This is a genomic window from Streptomyces sp. NPDC058000, assembly GCF_042886435.1.
GTDB lineage: Bacteria > Actinomycetota > Actinomycetes > Streptomycetales > Streptomycetaceae > Streptomyces.
In genome coordinates, this window is record NZ_JBHVQS010000017.1 from 103,603 (window position 1) to 119,122 (window position 15,520).

14 protein-coding genes and 3 pseudogenes are annotated in these 15,520 nt (G+C 70.2%); 8 read left to right on the forward strand and 9 right to left on the reverse strand.

Features of this window, described 5'->3' with window-relative positions; all coding sequences use genetic code 11:
• Nucleotides 1-240 precede the first annotated feature (240 nt).
• The 4 genes and pseudogenes from ACFVT2_RS19055 to ACFVT2_RS19070 form a co-directional block, all read left to right on the forward strand.
• A pseudogene (locus ACFVT2_RS19055) lies at nucleotides 241-825 on the forward strand (transposase); the annotation flags it as partial.
• A 28-nt stretch (nucleotides 826-853) separates the two neighbouring features.
• Nucleotides 854-1,240 (forward strand): hypothetical protein, encoded by a 387-nt coding sequence (locus ACFVT2_RS19060; RefSeq protein WP_390019039.1) that lies wholly within the window; start codon nucleotides 854-856, stop codon nucleotides 1,238-1,240.
• A 140-nt stretch (nucleotides 1,241-1,380) separates the two neighbouring features.
• Nucleotides 1,381-2,214: an alpha/beta fold hydrolase gene (locus tag ACFVT2_RS19065; protein ID WP_390019041.1), complete on the forward strand. Its 834-nt coding sequence runs from the start codon at nucleotides 1,381-1,383 to the stop codon at nucleotides 2,212-2,214.
• 315 nt (nucleotides 2,215-2,529) lie between these two features.
• Nucleotides 2,530-3,246 (forward strand): GntR family transcriptional regulator, encoded by a 717-nt coding sequence (locus tag ACFVT2_RS19070; RefSeq protein WP_390019044.1) that lies wholly within the window; start codon nucleotides 2,530-2,532, stop codon nucleotides 3,244-3,246.
• Nucleotides 3,247-3,526: 280 nt separating this feature from the next.
• Here ACFVT2_RS19070 and ACFVT2_RS19075 read toward each other — a convergent pair whose 3' ends face one another.
• Entirely contained in the window at nucleotides 3,527-4,999 is a 1,473-nt protein-coding gene (locus ACFVT2_RS19075) for an FAD-dependent monooxygenase (protein ID WP_390019047.1), read from the reverse strand.
• Between the two features lie 105 nt (nucleotides 5,000-5,104).
• Here ACFVT2_RS19075 and ACFVT2_RS19080 point away from each other — a divergent pair, with 105 nt between their 5' ends.
• Entirely contained in the window at nucleotides 5,105-5,716 is a 612-nt protein-coding gene (locus ACFVT2_RS19080; protein ID WP_390019049.1) for a TetR/AcrR family transcriptional regulator C-terminal domain-containing protein, read from the forward strand.
• A 452-nt stretch (nucleotides 5,717-6,168) separates the two neighbouring features.
• Here the strand turns inward: ACFVT2_RS19080 and ACFVT2_RS19085 are convergent, their stop codons facing one another.
• Nucleotides 6,169-6,612: a MarR family winged helix-turn-helix transcriptional regulator gene (locus tag ACFVT2_RS19085; protein WP_390019052.1), complete on the reverse strand. Its 444-nt coding sequence runs from the start codon at nucleotides 6,610-6,612 to the stop codon at nucleotides 6,169-6,171.
• 118 nt (nucleotides 6,613-6,730) lie between these two features.
• Between ACFVT2_RS19085 and ACFVT2_RS19090 the strand changes: the two genes are divergently transcribed.
• Nucleotides 6,731-7,135 (forward strand): nuclear transport factor 2 family protein, encoded by a 405-nt coding sequence (locus ACFVT2_RS19090; RefSeq protein WP_390019054.1) that lies wholly within the window; start codon nucleotides 6,731-6,733, stop codon nucleotides 7,133-7,135.
• A gap of 547 nt (nucleotides 7,136-7,682) precedes the next feature.
• Here the strand turns inward: ACFVT2_RS19090 and ACFVT2_RS19095 are convergent.
• Nucleotides 7,683-7,973: a hypothetical protein gene (locus tag ACFVT2_RS19095; RefSeq protein WP_390019057.1), complete on the reverse strand. Its 291-nt coding sequence runs from the start codon at nucleotides 7,971-7,973 to the stop codon at nucleotides 7,683-7,685.
• 72 nt (nucleotides 7,974-8,045) lie between these two features.
• Complete coding sequence (locus tag ACFVT2_RS19100; RefSeq protein WP_390019059.1) at nucleotides 8,046-8,870, reverse strand: hypothetical protein; 825 nt, start codon at nucleotides 8,868-8,870, stop codon at nucleotides 8,046-8,048.
• Nucleotides 8,871-9,285: 415 nt separating this feature from the next.
• Between ACFVT2_RS19100 and ACFVT2_RS19105 the strand changes: the two genes are divergently transcribed.
• Complete coding sequence (locus tag ACFVT2_RS19105; protein ID WP_390019061.1) at nucleotides 9,286-10,197, forward strand: LysR family transcriptional regulator; 912 nt, start codon at nucleotides 9,286-9,288, stop codon at nucleotides 10,195-10,197.
• Nucleotides 10,198-10,356: 159 nt separating this feature from the next.
• Here the strand turns inward: ACFVT2_RS19105 and ACFVT2_RS19110 are convergent.
• From ACFVT2_RS19110 to ACFVT2_RS19130, 5 genes and pseudogenes are all read right to left on the reverse strand, one after another.
• Nucleotides 10,357-10,617, reverse strand: a pseudogene (locus ACFVT2_RS19110) (aminotransferase class III-fold pyridoxal phosphate-dependent enzyme); the annotation flags it as partial.
• 50 nt (nucleotides 10,618-10,667) lie between these two features.
• Complete coding sequence (locus tag ACFVT2_RS19115; RefSeq protein WP_390019063.1) at nucleotides 10,668-10,958, reverse strand: hypothetical protein; 291 nt, start codon at nucleotides 10,956-10,958, stop codon at nucleotides 10,668-10,670.
• 37 nt (nucleotides 10,959-10,995) lie between these two features.
• Complete coding sequence (locus ACFVT2_RS19120) at nucleotides 10,996-12,294, reverse strand: MFS transporter (protein WP_390019066.1); 1,299 nt, start codon at nucleotides 12,292-12,294, stop codon at nucleotides 10,996-10,998.
• 125 nt (nucleotides 12,295-12,419) lie between these two features.
• On the reverse strand, nucleotides 12,420-12,566 hold the full coding sequence (locus tag ACFVT2_RS19125) for a hypothetical protein (protein WP_390019069.1): 147 nt from the start codon (nucleotides 12,564-12,566) through the stop codon (nucleotides 12,420-12,422).
• Nucleotides 12,567-12,661: 95 nt separating this feature from the next.
• Nucleotides 12,662-14,380, reverse strand: a complete 1,719-nt coding sequence (locus ACFVT2_RS19130; RefSeq protein ID WP_390019071.1) for an acetolactate synthase catalytic subunit — start codon at nucleotides 14,378-14,380, stop codon at nucleotides 12,662-12,664.
• A gap of 163 nt (nucleotides 14,381-14,543) precedes the next feature.
• On the opposite strand from ACFVT2_RS19130, the pseudogene ACFVT2_RS19135 reads away from it, so the two are divergent.
• Nucleotides 14,544-15,370, forward strand: a pseudogene (locus ACFVT2_RS19135) (DUF317 domain-containing protein).
• The last annotated feature ends 150 nt before the right edge of the window (nucleotides 15,371-15,520 follow it).

Consider the following 15,520-nt stretch of genomic DNA (forward strand, 5'->3'; position numbering starts at 1 on the left):
CTTGCCGTCAGCTATCCGAATGCAGGGGTAGGTAGGTCCGTCGGTGCCGCTCGGGAGGGCGACCTTCGGCAGGCCCCGGCGCTGAGGACGACGCGGTGGCGACCCTCGTTGCCCCGGCGACAACCGCACCACTGCTGAGAGGGTGGTATGTGACGTGATGTCGTAACTGTTGTCACCGGGTTGTGTGGGACCGCAGCATCCGCGCTAACCAGAGGGCCCGGCCATGCTGGAGTGTTCCCCGTGAGCGACCGCCAGCCCTACAAGAGCGACTTATCCGACGAGCGCTGGGCCCTGATCGAGCCCGTGATCACCGCCTGGAAGGCTCGACACCCAGAGCCTGCATGCCGCCGCCGGAGTCCCGGCCGACACCACGGGGCGGGATGCGAACAAGAAGGTGCCGGGGCGCAAGCGGGGACTGGCCGTTGACGTGCTGGGCCTGGTGATCGCGGTGGTGGTGCTGGCCGCCTCCGTCCACGACAACGCCGTCGGTACCGCGCTGCTGGACAGAGTGGTTGCCGCCACCGAGCCGGGCACCGTGAAGAAGGCCCTGGTGGACCAGGGGTTCAAGAGCACCGTCAAGGCCCACGGGGCGAAGGTGGGCATCGAGGTCGAAGTCGTGAAGCGCAACCCCGGCGACGCCGGGTTCGTTCCCCAGCCCAAGAGGTGGGTGGCGGACAAGACGAACGGGGCCTTGATGCTGCACCGCAGGCTGGCGCGCGACTACGAGCACCGGCCCGCCTCGGCCGAATCGAGGTGTACTGGGCCATAAGCGACCTGTTGTCGAGGATGCTCACCGGGCCCTCCGTCTCCACCTGGCGCGGCGCATGGCCGGCGGGAACTGACCTTGGGGGCGGTGCACGTGCAGCTGCAGGAGCAGGAGATCGCCGTGCAGGCCGAGACGGCCCGGGAGAAGATCGCGGAGCTGACCGTTCTGCTGGACGGGTTCGACAAGGCCGCCGAGGAGATCCGGATTACCCGCAAGACGCTGCCGGAGCTGCCCGATCCGCGGCCGCCCGCGCCGCCGTCCGCGAAGCTGCCGGACCATCCGGCCTATCAGCCGATCACGGTGGTGTTCGCCGCAGCCGAAGCACCGTTGCGGGCGCGGGCGGTGTGCGAGGCGATGGACGTGGAGATCGCTCCCAACAAGGTCAACAACGTCCGCCTGAAGCTCAAGCGGCTGGCCGAGCGCGGGATCCTGGCCGAGACCGAGCAGGGGTTGTTCACCCGGCCCCGGCCATAGCCGCCCCGAGAGCCCGCGACCAGGCCGCAAGCTGAGATCTCAACTTGCTTTATAGAGATCTTAGATGCCTTAATGCTGACAGTGAGCCGCTGTCATATGGCCGACAAAATCCCTGTACGTGGCCAGCAAGGAGTTGAGCGATGACGATCTTCGAACCGATCACGGGCCGCTATGTCGCGGTCAATGGTGCGCGCACCTACTTCGACGAGGCCGGCGAAGGCGTCCCGATCGTGTGCATTCACCCGGGGGCCACGGACTCTCGGATCTACCGGCACCTTCTGCCGTTGCTCGCTGAACGCGGATATCGCGCGATCGCGCCCGATCTTCCAGGGCACTGCCGTTCCTACCCGGCACAGTGGCAGCCGGGGACTTCCATTCACGACCACGCCGAGTTCGTGCACGCGCTCGTGCGCACGGTGCTGCCTGGAATCTCGCCCTTTGTGCTCGGCGCCTCTGTCGGGGGCCTGGCGGCACTGGATCTTGCCGCTCACCACGGAGAGAGCTATCGAGGTGTCGTGGCGATGCAAGCAGCGTCGTGGACACCGCTGTCGGCCGAGGCTGCCGCGTTGCTGGCAGGTCGGACAAGCGCGCCCGATGCCGGCTGGACGGATCACCTTGAGTATGTGGCGGTGACCTCGGCGAGCAAGAAGCTGACGGCCGAGCAGGAAACCGAGCTGAGATGGCTCCAGCGCAGCACCTCCCAGCAGGCCGGTCAGTTCGACGGTCAGGCGTGGGCTTCCCATGATCTGCGCGGCCGACTCGGCAATGTGCGGTGCCCGGTCCTGCTCGTGCAGGGCACCGACGATTTCTTCGTGCAGGATGAGCTGGTCGATGACACGGTCGCCGAGATGGGCTCGGCGGCGCAGTTGCTGAGGGTGCCTGACATCGGGCATTACCCGCCGCTTGAGAATCCGGAGTGGGTTGCGCAGGTCGCAGACACTTTTGTGAAGCAGCTGACGGCAGCGGCGGACTGATCGTTCGCCCTGGCCCCCTGTTTCGCCACCCTCAGGCAGACGGGTTCGATTGCGCCCCCGCGAGGTCCGGCGAGGAAAATGCCGACAGAGGGGCCAGGCAAGACCGGACAGCGGCGGCAACTGCCACGAGGCGCAGCCGACAGCCGGCCGCGAAGACGATCGCGACCGGCGTCTCGCGGGCCACCTTTACGGCGTCGGCCGCCACCGGCGGCACATGATCTCCCCGGACGAACCACCTGCCGGATCCAGCGCCTTCACGCACACACTAAGATCCAAGGACTTCTAGCTGAGATATCAAATCCCTAGGATGGGTACGTGAAGTATCTGCCCGCCATCCTCAGCACGGACCACCCCAGCCTGAGCGCCACCGAGCGCGCATATCTCGCGATCAAGCGGCGGATCATCGAGCTTGACCTGGCGCCCGGCGCCCGTGTCACCAAGACGGATCTGACGCGGTTGACCGACGCCGGCGCCATGCCGGTGAGAGAGGCTCTGACCCGGCTGCAGCGCGATGGGCTGGTCGATGCGCTCCCTCGCTCGGGATACCGGATCCTGCCTGTGACCTTGAAGGGGGCACGCGATCTGTGCGCTTTCCGCCGGCTTCTGGAGACGGAGACCGCTGCCCTCGCGGCAGAGCGCGGCTGCCCGCAGGATGATCTCGCCCGTATGGAAGAACTTCTCGGCCAGTCCTACGAGCCAAGCGATACGGAGAGCATCGAGGCGTTCCTCCGCGCCACTTTGGAGTTCGATGCGATCATCGCCGACAACTGCGGCAACGACAGGCTGGCTCGGTCGGTCATCCAGGTCTTCGACGAGCTGGAACGAGTTCTGCGGATCACCTTGGGCTCGCTTCCGTTCTCGGCATCAGCCGCGCATCAACGACGCGCGGTCTGGGAAACGATCCGCGACCGCGATCCGGTCGCGGCCCGAGCCGCCATGGACAACCGCACGCGAACCTCTCAGCAGCAGATCATCGACGCGCTCACAGCCAGCCCATCGATCGCCGAGGCCAGCATCACCATCTCCCGATGAGACGTCTCCGTTGACTGCGGACGCCCTTTCTTCAGGTAGGGGATTCCTGGCTCGGGCCGCCTCCTGGAGCAGCGCTCCAGGAGGTCTTACGCCCTCGGCACCAGCCGGGGTCCCCTTTGTCGGCAACGGGCCCGCCCCTGCACGCCGCCCACCACCCCGCCAACAGACCTGGAAAGTGTGTTGGGGGCGACCCGTCACGAGTTCGAATCTCGTATCCTCCGCACCCGCCCACCGCACTGATGGGCCGGCGTTGTCCGGCGGGTGGGCTCACCGAGCGCGCTCAGCGGCACAGGGTGCGCAGGGCGGTGAGGCAGTCCGCGGCCCGGCACTGCGGGTCGGTATCGGTGCTGGCCCAGGCGATCCGGGCGTCCGGCCGGATCAGAACGGTGGTGACGTCCCGCCAGATCGGATCCGCCGCTACGGTGTTGACGGTGACCGTCCGCTGTTCCAGACCGCCTGCGGAACACGGCGTCCGCGTCCCGCCGAGGTCCAGCAGCAGCGGCCGGCCGTGATGCATCAACGGGTGGGCGGTGGGTGCGTCGGCCGTGTCCAGGGCGAGGCCGGCCAGTCGCGTGCCGTTCAGCGGGTGCGCGCCGGGTGCGGTGTCGGCGGGGAGCGGGTCGTCGAAGCCGGCGATCCGGCGGGCCCACTGGCGGTTGGTCTGCGGTTCGGCCAGCGCGGCGGACCAGACCTCGCGCAGCGCGATCTGCTCCGGGCTCGCCGCGGCGAACAGGGCGAGCTGCGCGCGGGTGTTGTCGATGACGGCGCGGGCGGCCGGCCGGCGCTCCGTGTCGTAGCTGTCGAGCAGCCCGTCGGGCGCCCGGCCCTGAAGGGTTGCGGCCAGCTTCCAGCCCAGGTTGGTGGCGTCCTGGATACCGAGGTTCATGCCCTGCCCACCGGCCGGGAAGAACATGTGCGCCGCGTCCCCGGCCACCAGCACCCGACCGGCTCGGCACCGCGCGGCCTGGCGGGTGGCGTTGCCGTAGCGCGACAGCCACCGGGGGTTGCGGATGCCCAGGTCCCGTCCCAGTAGCGTGCGGGTCTGCTCGCGCACCTCCTCCAGAGTCAGCGGTTCACCGGTGCCGTGGTGCATGGTGGCCGTGGACAGGCCCGCCAGTCGGTGGACGCCGTCGCCGATCGGGGCTGCCAGGAACGAACCGGCCGGCCCGGTGGCGGCGAGCGGCGCGGTGGGCGGGTCGTCGAGTTCGACGTCGGCGAGCCACCCGGTCAGGGTGGTGTCCTGACCGGGGAAGTCGATACCGGCCGCCTGGCGCACCGCGCTGCGGGTGCCGTCGCAGCCCACCACCCAGCGGGCCCGTACGGTCCGGTGGGTGCCGCCGGCCCGGACCACCGCCTCGACGGCGTCCGGCCCCTGGGTGAGCGAGACGACCTCCTCCCCGCGCAGCACCCGGGCGCCCACGGCAACCGCGTGCTCCTCCAGGAGCTGTTCGGTGACGGACTGACCGAGCGCCAGCATGAACGGGTGCACCGCCCCGACCGTGGAGAAGTCCAGCCGGGTGGTCGCCGCGCCGAAGTGGCCGGTCGGCACCGGGGTGCCGCGTTCGATGAACCGCTCCGCGAGTCCGCGGGTGGCGAAGGTGTCCAGCGTGCCGGCCTGCATGCCGACCGCGCGCGACCGTCCGTCCGGTGCCGCCCGGCGTTCCACGACGGTCACCTCCACCCCGTGCAGGCGCAACTCCGCGGCCAGCCAGAGCCCCACCGGGCCGGCCCCGGCGATGAGCACGTCGAGCATGACAACCACTTCCTCTCGCTCTTGTCCATTGGACAAGGGTGAGCATGCCCTAGAATTGTCCATTGGACAACAGGGGTGCGGAAGCCGACCAGGAAGGCGCATCGGATGGGCACGACACAGGACGAGATCGTCACCGCCACGCTGGCGGTCCTCGACGAGCACGGGCTGGACGGGGTGACCATGCGCGCCGTCGCGGCCCGGCTCGGGGTGCAGCACAACACCGTCCGCTGGCACGCCTCCAGCAAGGGCCGCCTGCTCGAACTGGCCTCCGATGAACTCCTTGAGCACTGTCTCGACGAGCCGCTGCCCGAGGCGTTCCCCGACCGGCTCAAGGAACTGAGCCGCCGCTGCCGCGCGGCGCTGCTCTCCCACCGCGACGCCGCCAGAATGGTCGCGGGCGTCTTCGCCGCCGAGCCCCGCACGCTGCGCTACGCCGACACCGTGATCGCCACCCTGCTGGCGGCCGGCCACTCGCCGCGCACGGCCGCGTGGACCCACTGGTCGATCTTCTACCTGACCCTGGGCCTCGCCCAGGAACAGCAGGCCGCCCAGGAGACCGCACCGGCCCTCCTCCCGGACCAGGTCCCGGCCGACACCTACCCGGCCCTGGCCGCGGTCCTGCCGTACGTCGGCCCTGACAACTTCGACCAGCGCTTCGAATTCGCCCTCGACCTGATCGTCGCCGGCCTTCCCCGGATCGAGGGGCCAGTCGGCTAGCAGTCGTGAAGAAGAGTTCCCGCTGGACAGGCGTCCGGCGGGGCTCGGTCAGCTCCAGCAGTTCCGCACAGAGTGGGGTACGGCGCCGCTTGCAAGCTAGCTGGAGCACGTAGCCGGTCGGTGCACTCGGGTGTGCGACGGTGGAGTGTCCAGGCAGGCCGGCCCACGAGCCGAGCGTGAAGAAACACGACCGCAGTGAGTGCAGCGTGGCTCGTGATCGCCGCGCATCCTCGAATCACCACCCCCTGCAAGAGCCGCAGCCAACGACGTTTGACCTCGGAGATCGCCAGCGTCGGTCAAATTTCGGTGAGCCGGGTGATCACCGGCCGGGTGCGGCGCCCTCCAGGGCGGTGGTCGGCGAGTGTGGACGTCGGTGGCGGCTTCGCGGGTGACTGGGTCGGGGTCGTCCAGGTGGGCGGCGATTGTGAACGATCACGTAATTCGGTTCCGGATCAGGTGAAGGGGCCGTCGGTGACGAAGCGCTGGAGGTGGTGGGCGAAGGTGCGGGCCTCGGCGGGCGGCCAGGAGGCCAGGGATGCCTCGATGTGCGCGGCGAGGCGGCGTCGGGTGACGTCCACGGTCTGCTGCCCGGTCTCGGTGAGCGCGAGCAGGGTGGCGCGCCGGTCGCGGGGGTCGGGATCGCGGCGCAGGAGGCCGGCGTTCTCCAGGCGGGTGGCGCGGCGGGTGACGCCGGAGCGGTCCAGGTCGATCTCGCTGGCGAGGTCGGCGGCGCTGCGCGGGCCGATGCGGGCCAGCCCGCTGAGGACGGGGTAGGTGGTCTCGTCCACGGCGTCGCCCAGGCCCTCGGTCAGGCGTTGGTACAGCTGTGTCCGGGTATCGCGCTTGAGCAGCGCTGCCAGCGCGTCGGCGATCTCGTGTCCTACATCGTTCGGCATGCCCTCCAGATTAGCGTGCGCGGCGCACGCAGTCTGTAGTACTCTCCAGATGCGTGCTCGACGCACGCAAATCCCCGATCCGGGAACCCGTGTTCCCGACCCTTCTGTGAGGACAGCCATGACCACCACCGCCTTCCGTACCGACGTCGTCTCCGCCATGACCGACCTGCTCTTCACGCCGGGGCTGGAGCTGTCCGAGGCCGTGGACCGGCACTTCGCTCCGGACTACCGCCAGCGCACCGACGGCCGTTGGGACGACCGGAGCGAGTTCACGGCCCACATCGCCCACCTGCGCGGCATCGTCGCGGGTGGCTCGATCCGGGTGCTGGACGAACTCGTGCAGGGCGACCTGTACGCCGACCGGCACATCATCGATGTCGACAAGACCGACGGCTCCTCCGTCCGCGTGGAGGTCTACCTCTTCGGCGAGTTCGCCGCCGACGGGCGTTTCCGGCGCATCGAGGAGACCACCCTGATGCTCCAGGGCGCCGACGGCGACCGCAACATCGGCAGCGCTCGATAGGCCGCGTCCGCATACAGGTGGAGCATCTGGGCGGCACCATCGATACTCCTCATGTGTGGCGTTGAACTGTTAGTGAGCGCTTGCCAGCGGCGCCCGATCGCCGGGATCAGCGATGGGTACACGACCAGGTGTCGAAACGGCGCGATCGCGGCCATGTAGGCCCTCCCGGAAGGTCCGTTCAGGTACGGGGAGGTGAACGAGGACGCATGGAACTCCGGGCCCGGTGAGTCGCGCAGGTCCCGTGGCATCCGCTCACGCAGCGACCGAACCCGCGTGCCGACGCCGCCATCTCGCTGGCCTGCGGTTTCGTGTGGTGTGCGTTATGGGCGTTACAGACGATAACTTGACGCACGAATGACGCACTCTCTGAATCTCCGTCAGGTATGCAAAAGTCGCCCCTGTACCCGGATTGATCCGGGTACAGGGGCGACTTTCGCGTGGTCAGTGAGAGCTTCGGCGCGGACCTGCGTGGCGACTGCCGAGGACGCCGAGACGGATGGCGTGGGGTCCGTACCTGTGTGCTGCGCCGCATCTGCCTCGCGATGGCTCAGCGGTCGACTTGCTTGCCTGATGGGGCCGCGAAGAGCGGGCCCTGCTCACGGTCGCCAACGGCTTCTCCCGGTGGCTGGTTCGCCTGCTCAATGACGGGTATCCCGCGGCGGGTGGCGGGGAGGACGTCTTCCACGTTCAGGGCAGGGACGTCCGCGGTCTTCATGTTGCCTTCCCGGAGCAGTTGGGCGATGGCGCGGAGGTGCGCAGGCATCTCCAGGGCCTTGAGCGGATGGTCCCAGGCTGCGGGGTCGGTGAAGTCGGTCCGGAGGACGGAGGCGGTGTCCATGCGGGGGGCAGGCGTATCGGCTTGTGATCGCGGTCCATGCGCTGCACGACAGAGTGCTTGATGTGTGTCAATTTACCTTGCGAGCTGGGCTGTTGGCGTGTGCGGGGAGCGGGATCCCTTCGGTGGGCGTGCCGGGTAGTCGGCGAATGGCTGAAGGGCCGTCAGGAAGCTTCCGAGGGCGCCTGGCGTGACTGGGAGTCGTCCGGCGTTGGCGTGGTCTCCTGGGGCAGGGGTAAGGCGTGGGTCTCCCGCATGCGGAAGGCGGCCGGGAGGCCGAGGAGGCTGACGGCTAGGGGCAGCAGCAGGGCGAGGTGGTAGTTGCCGAGGGTGCGGTGTGACGCGTCGCCGGCGAAGGCGTCCAGCAGGCGGCTGAAGAGGGGTTGGATGAGGGCGGGGCGAGACGCCGGAGTTCACCACGGACAGGGTGGTTGCCGCGCCGCGGCTGCCGACGCTTTCCTTGAGCGCGGCGAAGGACACGGTGACCTGGGCGGCGGCCAGGCCCACCAGTCCGTACAGGGCGAACGCCGACCAGCCGGGGCTCCAGGGTGTCCACGCCAGACCGGCCCGGCCGAGGACCACGGCGACGGAGGCGGTCACCACGAACGGTTTGCGGCGCCCGGCCCGGTCCGAGAGCAGGCCGGTCAGGAGTGAGCCGACGCCGTATAGCGCCAGGGACGCGGTGGCGTACCAGCTGGCAGCGACATCGGACAGTCCAAAGCCGTCGGTGAGCAACGGGCCGCCCCAGAGCGCGGAGAAGGCGTAGAAGGTGCCGTTGGTGCCGACGGTGCACCAGAACAGGAGCCACATCCGGCGAGAGGTGAGGGTGATGCGCAGGGCGCGCCATCCGCCGGAGGTACGGAGGTCCGGCTGCCGGAGCAGCAACGCAGGCGTGGTCAAGGTGGCCGGCGCGAACCGGTGTCCGCGTGGCAGGCGTACCGAACGATAGAGCTCGGGGTCGAAGAGATCGGCATCGGCGATGGGCCGATTCCCTTTTCTCGGGGTGGTGCGGTCGGCTGGATTCGCGGTTCTGAATTACGCGCTGACGGGCGGTGAGGAATTGCGGTGAGGGTATGGCGAGCGGTCGGCGGCGGGAGAGGAATGGGATGGAAAGGCACCGGATTGAGGTTGAATCGGAAAAGGTTCGGGGGCGCGGCTGGGGGCGTTATGCGGAATGCACTACCGCACGGCGTGAACAGTGATGGCCATCACGTTAGAAGCGCGTCAGGGAAGCGGTGGGTGAGCGGCAAAGAGGGCTCGGCTTGTATGCTGCGGCACGTGCCGCATCTGACGGGGATCCGACGGGGGGAAGGTTTTGGAACTGCGCCGGTTACAGTACTTTGCCGTTCTGGCCAAGCATCTGCATTTTGGACGGGCCGCGGCGGAGATCGGAATCGCACAACCTGGTCTCTCTCAGCAAATCAAGGTGCTGGAACGCGAGTTGGGCGCCCAGCTCTTCGACCGGGGCGGCCGGGCCGTCAGGCTGACGCCCGCCGGGAAGGTGCTGGCGCGTGAGGTACCCGCCCTGTTCAACCTCTCCGACGCCATCCGGAGTTCGGTGCAGGCGGCCGCGGAGGGTGCTCTCGGCGCACTGCGCGTCGCCTACACCCGATCCGGTGCCGACCTGAACCTCGGTGAACTCGTCCGCCGGTTCCGCCGGCTCCATCTGCGGGTCGACGTGGAGGCGATGACGGGCTGGACGACGTGGAACCTCGACCTGCTCCGCGACCACAGCGTGGACGTCGCCTTCGTCCGCGGCCCGGTGCAGGAGGAGGGGGTACGGGCCCTCGGGCTCGGCGTGGAGGAACTGGTCGCCGTCGTGCCCGAGGGGCATCCGCTGTCCCTAAGCGACGCGTTGCGTGCCGGCGACCTCGCCGACGAGCCGGTGGTGCTCTGGCCGCGGCACCAAGGGACCGCGTACTACGACGAGATCGTGCGACAGGTATGGCCGCGGCGCCCGCCGAGGATCGTGGAGGAGGAGCCGGACCCCGAGCACATTCTCGCCGCCGTCGCCAATGGTGCGGGGGTTTCGGTGATCGGCCGGAAGCGGGCGGTGAAGCTGTGCCCGCCGGGTGCCGTGGTGCGGGGCTTCGCGGGGAGCCAGCCCACCGCGTCGGTGGCGGTGGCCTGGCGGGACGGGGACGGTTCGCCGACGGTGCGGGACTTCGTCGCGTGCTGCCGGCAGGCCGCCACGGAGGTGTGCCCGGGAGGCCGGGCGGTGGGCTGAGCGCCACGGGTGGCGCATCGGGTCAGGGGTGCCCCGGCCGATCGTGGGGGTGCGGCGAGGCGGCCCTCGCCGCACCCCCACGCGCTGCCAGCCCCTGTCAGGCACCGAAGGGCACGCTCTCCGGCCGCTCCTGCGCGACTCGGCGACGAACGTCACCGCCGGGCTGGTGTATCCGCTGGTGGGCCCCTTGCCCGAGGTGAGCAGGTCGGGCGAGATTCCGGCGTGGTCGTATGCCCACCAGCGCCCGGTGCGTCCGAAGCCGCTCATCACCTCGTCCGCGATGAGCAGGAAGCCGTGTGCGTCCGCCTCGGCGCGCAGCCAGCACAGGGTCTCGTCGTCCATCGGGGCGGCTCTCGACGACGACCCGCCGACTGGTTCGAAGATGACGGCAGCGCCCCGGTCGCGGCCGACCCGGTCCAGCGCCTCCCGTCACCGTTCGCGATCGGCACGTAGCATTTCCTGATGGGACGTCACCTTGGTCCGCCGACGCAGCCGTTGGCTATCAGTGCCCCGAACGCCGTGTCCGGTTTGGGCGGTTGGCCGGTCAGGGCCAGGGCTCCGACGGTCATGCCGTGGTGGCTCGGCTGCTCCGACAGTACGACCGTGCGCTCCGGCTGTCCGCGGCGGTGGTGGACCCGCGGATGGCCGTGGCCGAGATTGACGTTGAGGACACCCGACGATGCGTCGAGGTGGTCCCGGCCGCGCTCGTCGTAGAGAAATGATCCCTTGGTCGAGACGACGGCGGGCAAGGCGGAGGACAAAGGAACTCCTTGGTGTGGGAGAGGCGTCGGGAGGGGGTCAGGCGGGTGTGGGGTCCGGCCGGCGGGCGTACAGGACGACGCCCAGCGAGCAGGCGGCCGCGGTCAGGCCGAAGACACCGGCGAGTGCGGCGAACCCGAATCCGCCGAGGGTGAGCGAGCCCAGCAGGCTGGTGCCCACCGCGATGCCCGCGTTCATCATGGAGTTGTTCCACGAGATCACCGAGGCCCGCTGGGTGGGATCCACCGTGCTCAGGTACGACTGCTGGGTGCTGAAGAAGGCGCCGCCGGCGAGGAACCAGACGAAGAGTGCGGCCAGGCTCAGCCACAGGGCGGTGGAGGTCACCGCGACGACCACGGCCACCGCGAAGACCAGTGCCCATCCCACCGACAGCCAGATCTCGTGGCGGCCACGTGCCCGGGCCCGGTCGACCAGATGGCCGGTCAGGGTGGAGCCGACGACGGAGGCGAGCCCCACCAGTAGGCCGACGAGCCCGAGGTCGCCGAGCGACAGGCCGAAGCGTTGGGAGAAGAGCACGCCCGCGAAGGTGTAGGCGCCGAGCCGGCCGGCCTGCAGCAGCGCGGTGGCCAGCAGGCCCAGCCGGATCCGCGAGTCGGCCCACGGGTGCAGTACGGCCGTGAAGCTGCGTCCGCCGTTCGGCCGGGCGCCGCGCAGCCGGGTGGCCAGGACCGGCACCGCGCAGGCCAGGGCGATACCGATGCCGGCGAACGGCCAGCGCCAGGTGGACAGTCCGGCGACCGCGGTGCCCAGCGGGACGCCGAGCACCTGCCCCAGCGAGTAGAGCGAGGCGCCCCAGGAGATGGCCTTGCCGCGCTGCGCGGGGGCACTGTGCTCGGCCAGGTAGGCCCAGATCGCGGGCGCCGCCGCGGCACCGCCCAGTCCGGTCACGGCCCGCGCGGCGACGAGGGTGCCCAGCGTCGGTGCCAGGGCGCACAGCACGTTGCCGATCAGGAAGACGGCGACGCCGGCGGTGATGAACATCCTGCGCTCCACGCGGTCGGCGGGCACGCCCAGGATGGGGCCGGCGATTGCGTAAGTCAGGACGTAGGAGGTGACCACCGCGGCCGCCGCCGCGGTGGAGGTGTGCAGATCGTGCGAGATGGTGGGCAGGAACGGCGAGACCAGATACATCTCGGCGCCCATCAGGAAGAACACCGCGTACAGGAGGGCGAAGCGGCCCCAGGGGGTGGACTGCCGGTGCCCGTCGCCGGCGGTGCGCGGCGGCGGATCCGCCACAGCCACGCCCGCGGGCCCGGGGCCGGCCGGAGCGGTGGCGGTGGCGTGCTGCGGGTTGTCGGAGGTGCTGCGTTGTGCCATGGGATGGCCTTCCGTAGATGGCGGGTTGGGGGGCGGGGCCCACCGGCCGGCGAACGGCGCGGATGTGCATCGCGCCGGCCCTCGTCGGGGATCGCACGGCCGGGGCCCCGCGGTGACCGGGCGGGTCAGCCGATCGGCGTCAGGCAGCTGCGGGAGGGCTCCGGCGCCGGGCCGGGGACGGCGACGCCTGCCTGCTCGGGGGTCTGCGTCCGGCGCGGCAGGCCGAGCTCGTGGGCGGCACCAGGTCGTCCGGGTCCGGCGGACCCGGTCACCGGCTGTCGGTGGCGGGCCGCGCGAGGAACGAGCGGGTGCGGTCGGGGTGTCTTCCGGGCGGCGCCTGTCCGGAGCGTTGTCCGGTGGGCGCCTGTCACAGCGTGAGCGGGGCCAGCCGCGGGTCGTCCTCCCAGCCGGTCAGCGGCGGGAAGGCATGGGGGTCGGTCATGATGTCGACCAGCACCGGGCGGTCCGACGACAGCGCTTCCTGCAGGGCCGGTTGGAGTTCCTGGGCGGTGCGTACGGTCAGTCCCACCGCACCGCAGCTCTCCGCGAGCGCCGCGTACTGCACCGGCGCCATGCCGACCGCGCTGGTCGCCCGGCTGAACTGGTGCACTTCGGCATGCTGTTGGTATCCCAACAGCTGGTTGTCGAGCAGGAGTACGGCCACGGGGAGACGCTCACGGACGGCCGTCTCCAGTTCGGCCCAGACGTGGGCGAAGCCTCCGTCCCCGGTCACACAGACCACCGGGTCCTCGGGCCGCGCTGTCCGCGCGCCCAGCGCCATGGGCAGCCCCCAGCCGAGGCCGGCCAGTCCGCGCGGGCTGAGGAAGCGCTGACCGGCCCGCCGGGCGTGCAGGTAGTTGGCGGTCCACACCGACGAGTAACTGGCGTCGGAGACCACGACTGTCCCGGGCGTGAGCAGGGCGTCGAGTTCGGCCATCACGCGTTCCGGCCGCACCGGCGCGGCGTCGCTGCCGGTGACCTCGGCGGTCGACTCCCGGTACGTGCCGCGGGCCCGCGCAATCGCTTCCTCCGTCTCACCGCGCGCCGCGTGCCGCTTCGACAGGCCCACCCGCGCCAGCTCGTCCAGGAGGTCGGACAGTCCGGCGCGGGCGTCGCCCACCAGGCGCAGTGCCTCGTAGTTGCGGCCGATCTCGGCGCCGGAGACGTCCAGATGGGCGTAGCAGGCGCCCCGCGGCAGCGTGCGCCAGCCGTCCGTGCCGTTCTCGTTGGTGCGCGTGCCCACCAGGAGCACGGCGTCGGCCTCGGCCAGCCACGGCAACAGGCCGTGTGTCATGCCTCTCGGACCCATGAAGTGCCCCATGACACCGGCCGAGAGTGGATGGTCCTCGGCCACCGCGCCCTTGCCCATCGGCGTGGTGAACACCGGGAGGGCTGCGGTCTGTTGCAGGGCCGCGAGCTGTGCGCACGCGTCGGAACCGTGCACTCCGCCGCCGGCGATCACGACCGGCCGTTGTGCCTGGGCCAGCAGCTCAGCCGCCTCGCGCACCGCGGACGAGTCCGGGCGCGGCCGGTCCAGCGGCACCCGGTCCAGTCGGGCCGTCCGACGGACCGGCGCCTGCGGCTCGGCCGACGGCCGCCCGAGAACGTCCTTCGGCACCAGCAGCACGGCCGGACCGGGCCGGCCGCCGGCCGCCGCGGTGAACGCCATGTCAACGTAGTCGTCGGCACGTTCCGGGTCGTCCAGCCGCCGTACCCATTTGGCACAGGAAGCGAAAAGCGTGAAGTGGTCGAGTTCCTGAAAAGCATTCCGGTCACGGAATTCCACCGGCACGTCCTGCACAATGGCGACGATCGCCGTGGAGGATTTCATGGCCTCGGCCAGCGGTGGCACCAAAAGCGTCGCGGCGGGGCCATTTTGTGCCGCGACGACAGCGGGCCGGTGGGCCACTCGCGCATATCCGTCGGCCATCGCGCCGCCCGCGTTCTCCGTGCGGTAGGTCACCTGCCGGATGCCGCGCTCCTCCGCGGCCAGCAGGAAGGCCGAGGGCAGACTCTGACCGAACACCTCTCGGACCCCGTGTCGGACCATCGCCTCGGCGATGGCATCCGCTGCTGTATTGCGCAATTGGCCCTCCACGGCGGTGTCGTTTATGACGTGCAATCAGCTTGCCGAGGGAGGGTCGAGTCTGTCCAATACCAGATTATTCTGAATCGATAAAGGGCTTTTATCGATGCGACGGCGGGGCTTTATCGAGAAGTCCGGCGACGGCCGGCCGGGGGCTCGGCGGATCGCATATCCGGCGCCGGTCGGACCATGTTGCGGTAGCCGAAGTCGTCCTACGAGTCGCGGACCAGCAGCGCGTCGGCGCCTTCGGCCCGGCCCGCTCGAAGGTCGGTCCGATCAATTCTACGAAGTCGTCGCCGACACGCTCGCCGGCCTCGGCTGGACGAGCCTGGCGATCGTCCGAGGCCGCAAGGAACCGGACGAGGAGGAGGACCGCCAATCCCTGCGCAGCACCGTGCTGCACATCAGCCCCGATGGCCTTCGCTGGGCCCAGTGTGCCCTGGCGGACGAGCCGTTCCAGCTGGGGGAGCGGCCGATCGCCTGGCAGGTCTCCGCCCGACCGACACCAGTAGCCCGCCCGCGACGTGGTCGGCTTACTTCACCCCGGACGTTCCCGGCGAGGCCCTGGCCGACTTCCTCGTGGCGCTCGACGCGCGAGCTCAGCCCACCGCGCCGGCCGCCGGGCCCGAGCTGGTCCTCTACGCCGTCACCGCACACGGCTGGCTCCGCGACGCCGACCAGCCCGGCGCGGGAGCAGCCGACCCCACCTTCACCTCCCACCTCAGCTTCAGTGAGGTGCCACCGCTCATCCAGGACGCCGACCCCCGCTGCCTGACCGCGGAAGCCGACGACGTGCGACCGTCCGGTTGGCAGGCATGGGCCGAACCAGTCCTGGGCGCACCGATCTTGTGGGCCGCGTCAATCGGCGCCAGCGTGCCGCACGACCTCGTCGCCGCCTTCGCCCACACGCTCAGCTCCACCGCACCGGTGCTGCGCCAGGTGCTGCCCGAGAGCACCCGGGAACGGCTCCTTCGCGCCCCCGCCGGCTGAGCGCCGGCACCCTCGCCCCTTCAACACGCGCTCGGGCGGCGGGCGGCATGGCCGCGGACCTGGTAATTCTGATGGGTACCGGTGCCTGCTCAGGGCTTGGGTTGGGATCCGTTCGGTGCGAGGTGTGGCGGTATGCGGCGATGGGACGGA